Below are 8,362 nucleotides of genomic sequence, written 5' to 3'. Positions count from 1 at the left end.
ATGTTATAACATGCCAATTAATAATCATTACCAAGAAGAAAAGCAAGCTTAAATGTGATATTTTTCTCAACCAACGTGAAAAAAGACGGATACGGATACGGATATGCACACCATTGCTCCGATTGGCACTATTGAAACGCCTTATAAAGAAAAATTTGCCGTTCCTCGCCAACCTCGCTTAGTGGCGAGCGCAAGCGCGAGAGTCAAGCTCATCGGTCACGCTAATTGCTTAGAGTCGGTGCGAGGCATCGAACAATTTAGCCATGTCTGGTTACTTTTTCTGTTTGACCAAAACCTCGATGCCGGTTGGAAACCGACGGTGCGCCCACCGCGCTTAGGCGGAAATGAGCGGATCGGCGTATTTGCTTCACGGGCCACGTTTCGACCTAACGGCATCGGTATGTCTGCCGTTGAATTGAAAGGCGTCACTCAGCAAGGTGATCAGGTTTATTTGGAACTAGGCAGCGTAGATTTAGTCGATAACACACCGATCATTGACATCAAACCCTATATTCCCTATTCCGATTCGATAGCCACAGCCAGCGGTGGTTATGCCGAGAGCGAGCCCGACAAGATCGCAGTGACCTTTAGCCAAGCGGCGTTAACAGCACTGAATGCGCGAGCAGATCACGACATGGTTAAGGCCGTCATTGAGCAAGTGCTGGCTCAAGACCCTCGCCCAGCCTATAAGAAACACAAAATCGATCATAAAGAATATGCGGTAAATCTGTTCGATCTGAACGTAAAATTCACTATCGCAAACAACTTAGTCTCAGTAACCGCAATAGAACGCTTTTGACAAAGCCGATTGGCTGATATTATTAGCGGCTTAATTCTAGCCTCTCATTGGAGAGCGCTTTTAACTATCATGAAACGGATACCATAGAATGCGTACCAGTAAATATCTTCTTTCTACTTTGAAGGAGACTCCAAACGACGCAGAAGTCGTGAGCCATCAGCTCATGTTACGTGCAGGTATGATCCGTAAGCTGGCTTCAGGTCTTTATACCTGGCTGCCTACTGGTCTACGTGTGCTGCGTAAAGTCGAAAACATCGTTCGTCAAGAGATCGACAATGCCGGTGCAATCGAAACCTTGATGCCCGTTGTGCAACCGTTTGAACTGTGGGAAGAGACAGGCCGCTCTGAGAAAATGGGCCCTGAGCTACTTCGCTTTACTGACCGCCATACTCGTCCGTTTGTGCTTAGTCCAACTGCTGAAGAAGTGATCACCAGCTTGGTACGCAACGAAGTCAGCTCTTACAAGCAATTGCCGCTGAACCTGTACCAGATTCAAACCAAATTCCGTGATGAGAGACGTCCTCGTTTTGGTGTGATGCGTGCTCGTGAATTCTGCATGATGGATGCCTATAGCTTTGATATTGATAAAGCAGGCTTAGAGAAATCTTACCAAGCGATGCACGAAGCTTACTGTAAAGCCTTCGATCGCATGGGGCTTGATTACCGCCCAGTACTAGCCGACACCGGCGCTATCGGTGGTAACGGCTCTCATGAGTTCCATGTATTGGCTGAAAGTGGTGAAGACATCATCGCCTTCTCAACTGAATCGGATTACGCCGCCAACATCGAAAAAGCGGAAGCCATTGCGCCAGCCGTTGAGCGCGCCGCGCCAACTCAAGAGATGACGCAGGTTGATACGCCAAACGCCAAAACCATCGCTGAATTGGTTGAGCAGCATGGCCTACCGATTGAGAAAACAGTTAAAACACTGTTTGTAAAAGCATCTGATGAGATCGATGCCTCTATCGTGGCACTGATTATCCGTGGTGATCATGAACTCAATGAAATCAAAGCCGAGAAACTCGCTGAAGTTGCCGCTCCGCTAGAAATGGCTAGCGAAGAAGAGATTCGCGCGCTGATTGGCGCAGGCCCTGGCTCTCTTGGCCCTGTTGGTCTTGAATTGCCATTTATCGTTGATCACAGCGTAGCCGTCATGAGCGATTTTGGCGCAGGAGCCAACATCGATGGCAAACACTACTTTGGCATCAACTGGGGCCGTGACGTTGAGCTAGCGAAAGTGGAAGATCTCCGTAACGTCGTTGAAGGCGACCCAAGCCCATGTGGCAAAGGGACACTAATGCTCAAACGCGGTATCGAAGTGGGTCATATTTTCCAATTGGGTACTAACTACTCTGAGAAAATGAACTGTGGCGTTCTTGATTCCAATGGTAAAAACACCATTTTAGAGATGGGTTGTTACGGCATTGGTGTATCACGCGTTGTAGCATCAGCCATCGAACAAAACAACGATAAATACGGCATCATCTGGCCTGACGCGATCGCACCTTTCCAAGTGGCGATTGTCCCTATGAACATGCACAAATCAGAGCGCGTCCAACAAGCTGCTGAAAAACTGTATACGGAACTGACCGCAGCTGGTATTGAAGTGCTATTTGATGATCGTAAAGAGCGCCCGGGCGTAATGTTCTCAGATATGGAACTGATCGGTGTACCACATACCATCATTATTGGCGATCGCAGTATGGATGAGGGCAACTTCGAATATAAACATCGCCGCAGTGGTGAGAAGTCGGCCGTCGCTATGAATGAAATAGTCTCCTTTATTAATGCTCAAATCGCCTAATAAAGTATGCTCTTGAAAAGGTTGCCTAAATGGCAACCTTTTTTATTTTGTCACCAGCCACAAAAGCTTTTTCAAGCATATTAATCTTCGATTCATCTACGGTGATCTATTCTTTAATCCATTATTAATGGAGGTGACCTATGGATCTAAAAAGTTTGCTTAACCAAGCATTGAATTCAGACATCGTAAAACAAGGTTCAAGCCAACTCGGCGCTATCACACAAGATTCAAGTAAACTCAAAACCTTAGGAGCTGGTGCACTCGGTGGCGGCCTAATCAGTTTATTGATGGGCTCGAAGAAAGCAAAAAAAATAGGCACTAAAGTGATAGGGATTGGTGGAGCAGCGGCGCTCGGCGCACTAGCCTATAAAGCGTATAATGACTGGCAAGCAAGACAAACTACCACTCAACCGCAGTCTAGCTTTGACCCTAATGATGCTAGCCACAGCACGCTGATCCTAAAAGCGATGATTGCCGCCGCAAAAGCTGATGGCCATGTGGATGAACAAGAAATGACGAAAATTGAGCAAGCCATCTCTGAAATGGGCGCAGATAACCAATTGCAGCAGCTGGTAAAAAATGAGCTGCATAAACCGCTCGATCCCGCGGCTATTGCACAGTTAGCCACAACGCCCGCACAAGCGAGTGAGCTTTATCTGGCCTCTTTACTTATCGCCGATGAACAAAATTTCATGGAAAAAGCGTATCTGAACGAGCTCGCTAAGCAACTACAGCTAGCCGACGATCTGGTCATGGCGCTAGAGCAGCAAGTGAACGCTTAAAGTTTCATCACATGCAATCAGAGCTTGCGCAAACGCAAGTTCTGATTTTGTCTTTGCCAAACGTAATGTGTATATTGAGAGCCATTATCATTAGTTAGGATTTAATCTATGCAAGTTTACGGTTGTTGTGAATTAGTGCGCGAGCTTTATGCGCAGATAGGCAGTGGTGATCAAGCTTATATTCCTCAAGCAATCTCCTGCGCCATCAAAACCTTGAATGATGTCGCAGCAGACGAATCGCTGCCAAAAGCGGTTCGAGAGCAAGCAGCCTTTGCGGCAGCTAACTTGCTGATTTCTGATTTCGAGGATAAGTGATGAATTTAGCCAATTTTGCCTCGATGGATCCAATCATGCTGATGAGCATCATCAATATGAAGCTACGTGATGATTTTAATGGCGATCTTGATAAGCTGGCGGATGACTTTGATATCGATCGGGCGGCATTAGAGGCTCGCTTAGCCAGTGCAGGTTTTGAGTTTTTACCGCAAATCGGTCAATTTCGTTAAGGCATAAAAAACCCGCTAATTTAAAGCGGGTTTTCGTTCAAATAACCGTTCTTAAAGCACAGCACTCAGATTTTTTGTACTAAGCTTTTTTCTCTTTTCTTGCCAGAGCCTTACGCTCATTGCGTTTCGCTTGGTTCTCAATAAAGCCACTGAGCTCTTTTTCCGCCCAAGCTTGTGCTTGTGCTTCGCTTTCAAAACCCATTTCGCGCTTTGAAACAACACTTCTGCGAGAGGTCACTTGACGTACGATTTCCGCCGCCCAACCATTGCGCTTTTCAGTCACTTTGATGGTAAATTTTTTACTTTCTGACATTTTCGTTTTCCTAAGGGAATAATAAGGGATTACTCATCAACGTTTGTCGCGCGCCATTATATTATATGGCGGCGGATGTTGAACACCATCCCTTGGTAAGCGCGGCATTAGAGCACAAATCACAATTTTTTTCTGCATTTTTTACAAAAAATTCATCCTCAAAGTAAACAAAAAAGCCGCTGAGTTGCAGCGGCTGGAATAACAAGACTAAGTCGTTTCTCTCACTGGCGACAAGGTGAGTTACCCTAAGTTCTTACGTGCATTTTGGAACATACGCATCCATGGGCTGTTTTCACCCCAAGAATCAGGATGCCAAGAGTTCGCTACCGTGCGGAACACGCGCTCTGGGTGCGGCATCATGATCGTCACACGGCCATCTTGAGTCGTTAAGCCTGTAATGGCATTTGGTGAACCATTTGGGTTGTTCGGATATTGCTGCGTGGCATGGCCGTTGTTATCCACAAAACGCAGCGCAACGGTGCCCGATTGTTCAATCGCCGTTAAATGTGCTGTATCACGAACTTCAACGCGCCCTTCGCCATGCGAAACCGCAATCGGCATGCGCGAGCCAACCATCTCATTAAAAAACAGTGAATCAGATTGCTGCACTTCCACTAAGCTAAAGCGCGCTTCAAAACGCTCTGATTCATTGCGCACAAAACGCGGCCATAAATCAGCGCCGGGGATTAACTCTTTCAAATTCGACAGCATTTGACAGCCGTTACACACTCCTAGCGAGAAAGTATCTTCACGTTGGAAGAAACGTTGGAACTGTTCACGAGCTTGTACATTAAACAGCACTGATTTCGCCCAGCCTTCGCCCGCGCCCAATACGTCACCATAAGAGAACCCACCACATGCGACGAGGCCTTGGTACTCTTCAAGCACCGCTTGACCCGTTAAGATGTCGCTCATGTGTATATCGGTTGTTTCAAAGCCTGCGCGATCAAACGCTGCCGCCATTTCAACGTGTGAGTTAACCCCTTGCTCGCGCAAAATAGCCATTTTTGGCTTCACGCCTTTAGCAATATACGGTGCCGCAACATCTTGTTGCACGTCAAAGCTCAAACTGACGTTAAGGCCTTTATCACTGTTATCTTGTTTTGCTGCAAACTCTTGGTCCGCGCACTGCGGGTTATCGCGCAGCGCTTGCATCTTATGCGTGGTTTCAGCCCAAATGGTGCGAAGTTCGGTGCGGTTACGCACAACAATAGGTTGTTCACCAGCGGTAATGGCTAGCTCATCAGAAGCGTCAACACGACCGATAACGTGTGAACACGCTTGTAAACCATGCGCCGTTAGCGTCGAGATCACCGTCTCTAAATCGTGGTGACGAACTTGAATGACTGCGCCCAGCTCTTCATTAAATAACGCGGCCAACGCATCATCACCTAGCGCGGCGATATCGGCTTTCACGCCACAATGACCCGCAAAGGCCATTTCAGCTAGAGTAACGAATAAACCACCGTCACCTTTATCGTGATAGGCAATAATCTGCTGATTCGCGACCAAGGTTTGGATCGCTTCATAGAAGGCTTTAAGCTGCGCCGCATTATCTACATCTGCGGGTTTATCACCCAACTGTTTGTAGACTTGTGCTAACGCCGTTGCGCCCAAGCGATTCTTACCATTACCTAAATCAATCAAAACCAGTGAGGTTTCGCCCTTATCGGTTCTTAACTGAGGGGTGATGGTGTTACGTACATCTTCAACACGAGCAAATGCCGTGATCACCAAGGATAGCGGAGAGGTCACTTCTTTTTGTTCGCCATTCTCATCCCATTTGGTCTTCATCGACATCGAATCTTTACCCACTGGGATAGTCAGGCCGAGCGCAGGACAAAGCTCTTCACCGACCGCTTTTACTGCCTCATACAAACCAGCATCTTCACCTGGGTGACCCGCTGGTGACATCCAGTTCGCCGACAACTTAATGTGTTTGATATCACCGATATGGGTAGCGGCAATATTGGTGATCGCTTCGCCCACGGCTAAACGTGCCGATGCCCCAAAATCCAGCAAGGCAACTGGCGTGCGCTCACCCATCGACATCGCTTCGCCATGGTAAGTATCATAACTTGCCGCAGTGACCGCGCAGTTTGCTACTGGCACTTGCCACGGACCAACCATTTGGTCACGAGCGACCAAACCAGTGACGGTTCGGTCACCAATGGTGATGAGGAAGGTTTTTTCTGCAACCGCAGGGAGACGCAGTATACGATCAATCGCTTCGTTCAATTCGATATCACGGCGATCAAGTGCTGGATTATTAACTTTCAGCGTCTTCACATCACGATACATTTTAGGTGTTTTGCCAAGCAATACGTCCATCGGCATATCAATTGGCGTATTGTCGAAATGTGAATCTTCCAATTTCAATTCACGCTCTTCAGTGGCAATACCCACAACAGCATAAGGCGCGCGCTCACGTTGGCAAATGGCGTCAAAGCGCGCCATGTTTTCTGGCGCTACAGCCAGTACGTAACGCTCTTGTGATTCATTACACCAAATTTCAAGCGGGCTCATTCCTGGCTCATCGTTAGGTACATCACGCAGTTGGAAAATACCGCCACGTTCGCCATCATCAACAAGCTCAGGCAATGCGTTTGAGATACCACCAGCGCCCACATCATGGATAAAGGCGATCGGATTCGCCTCACCGAGTTGCCAGCAGCGATCAATCACCTCTTGGCAGCGGCGTTCCATCTCTGGGTTTTCACGCTGTACCGACGCAAAATCAAGATCTTCCGCAGATTGACCAGATGCCATAGAAGAAGCGGCGCCCCCACCAAGGCCAATGTTCATTGCCGGACCACCAAGCACAATTAAGCTCGCGCCAACAGGGATCTCTTTTTTCTGCACATGCTCGTCGCGGATATTCCCCATCCCACCAGCAATCATGATTGGTTTGTGATAACCACGCACTTCTTCACCAGCATGAGAGTTAACTTTCTCTTCGTAAGTACGGAAGTAACCTAACAAGTTGGGACGACCAAATTCGTTGTTAAAAGCCGCGCCACCGAGCGGGCCTTCCAGCATAATATCGAGTGCCGTGACAATGCGCCCCGGTTTGCCAAAATCCGTTTCCCAAGGCTGCACAAAATTAGGAATACGCAAGTTTGAAGTAGTAAAACCGACTAACCCGGCTTTAGGTTTTCCACCAATCCCCGTTGCACCTTCGTCACGAATTTCACCACCGGACCCCGTTGAAGCGCCCGGCCAAGGAGCAATCGCCGTCGGGTGGTTGTGTGTTTCCACCTTCATTAAAATATGCGCTTTTTCATGGTGATAACCATATTGGCGTGTCTCTGGATCAGGGAAAAAACGCCCAACTTCTGAACCCACCATGACGGCGGCATTATCTTTATAGGCGGACAGCACGTGATCAGGAGTCACTTCATAAGTGTTTTTGATCATCTTAAACAGCGATTTATCTTGCTTAACGCCATCAATAGTCCAATCGGCATTGAAGATTTTATGGCGACAATGCTCAGAGTTTGCTTGAGCAAACATCATTAATTCGATATCGGTTGGATTACGCTCAAGCTTAGTGACGAAGCTTTCGAACAAATAATCAATTTCATCGTCAGCCAATGCAAGCCCAAGGGTAACGTTTGCTTTTTCAAGCGCTGAGCGGCCGCCATTCAGCAAGTCGACGTACGCTACGGGAGCAGGTTCAGCGACTTTAAACAGTGAGGTTGCTGATTCGAAATCGGTAAACACGACTTCCATCATTCGGTCGTACAGCAGGGAATAAAGCGTAACAAGTTGCGGTTGAGAAAGTTCGCGATCTAATTCGATATAGTAAGCCGTGCCTCGCTCTAAGCGCTTCACCTCATTCAAACCACAGTTATGCGCAATATCCGTCGCTTTGGAAGACCAAGGCGAGATGGTTCCAGGACGAGGAGTGACCAGTAAAAGAAGACCTTGTGGCTCATGTTCTTGAATCGTTGGGCCATAAGTGAGTAGTTTCTCTAATTTTTCAAGGGATTGAGCGTCTAAATCCGCAGAGAGATCAGCAAAATGCATGAACTCCGCGTAAATACCCGATACAGGCAGTTGCTGTTCACGACAAAGTTCAACGAGTTTGTTAACACGAAACTCAGAAAGCGCTGGGGAGCCACGCAAAATTCTCATGTGCTTAGGTCTCTTATACTG

General features: G+C 47.6%; 7 protein-coding genes. 5 read left to right on the top strand and 2 right to left on the bottom strand.

From position 1 onward, the window contains the following. The first annotated feature begins 103 nt into the window (after window positions 1–103). The 5 genes from tsaA to AACT21_RS03080 all read left to right on the top strand — a co-directional run bounded on the left by tsaA (window position 104) and on the right by AACT21_RS03080 (window position 3,891). Window positions 104–799, top strand: a complete 696-nt coding sequence (tsaA, locus tag AACT21_RS03100) for a tRNA (N6-threonylcarbamoyladenosine(37)-N6)-methyltransferase TrmO (protein WP_047688902.1) — start codon at window positions 104–106, stop codon at window positions 797–799. Window positions 800–887: 88 nt separating this feature from the next. Next, window positions 888–2,603: a proline--tRNA ligase gene (locus tag AACT21_RS03095; protein WP_017044181.1), complete on the top strand. Its 1,716-nt coding sequence runs from the start codon at window positions 888–890 to the stop codon at window positions 2,601–2,603. 140 nt (window positions 2,604–2,743) lie between these two features. Continuing rightward, the gene (locus AACT21_RS03090) at window positions 2,744–3,385 is read left to right on the top strand and encodes a tellurite resistance TerB family protein (protein WP_094163632.1); all 642 of its coding nucleotides are present in this window, start codon (window positions 2,744–2,746) and stop codon (window positions 3,383–3,385) included. 108 nt (window positions 3,386–3,493) lie between these two features. After that, window positions 3,494–3,700, top strand: coding sequence for a YaeP family protein (locus tag AACT21_RS03085; RefSeq protein WP_010319078.1), 207 nt, complete (start codon window positions 3,494–3,496; stop codon window positions 3,698–3,700). Further along, window positions 3,700–3,891: a DUF4250 domain-containing protein gene (locus tag AACT21_RS03080; RefSeq protein ID WP_010319077.1), complete on the top strand. Its 192-nt coding sequence runs from the start codon at window positions 3,700–3,702 to the stop codon at window positions 3,889–3,891. Before AACT21_RS03085 ends, AACT21_RS03080 begins: the two co-directional genes overlap by 1 nt. 79 nt (window positions 3,892–3,970) lie before the next feature. Here the strand turns inward: AACT21_RS03080 and AACT21_RS03075 are convergent, their stop codons facing one another. Further along, on the bottom strand, window positions 3,971–4,204 hold the full coding sequence (locus AACT21_RS03075) for a DUF3622 domain-containing protein (RefSeq protein ID WP_010319076.1): 234 nt from the start codon (window positions 4,202–4,204) through the stop codon (window positions 3,971–3,973). Between the two features lie 240 nt (window positions 4,205–4,444). After that, window positions 4,445–8,341 carry a phosphoribosylformylglycinamidine synthase gene (purL, locus tag AACT21_RS03070; RefSeq protein ID WP_094163630.1) on the bottom strand — a complete coding sequence of 1,299 codons (3,897 nt, stop codon included), beginning with the start codon at window positions 8,339–8,341 and terminating at the stop codon, window positions 4,445–4,447. Window positions 8,342–8,362: the final 21 nt, after the last annotated feature.

Origin of the sequence: Vibrio sp. V08_P9A1T1 (genome assembly GCF_963874405.1) — a bacterium.
In the GTDB taxonomy this organism is placed as follows: domain Bacteria; phylum Pseudomonadota; class Gammaproteobacteria; order Enterobacterales; family Vibrionaceae; genus Vibrio; species Vibrio anguillarum.
Note: the sequence above shows the minus strand (reverse complement) of the source record. Positions and strands in the feature narration are given on the sequence as shown.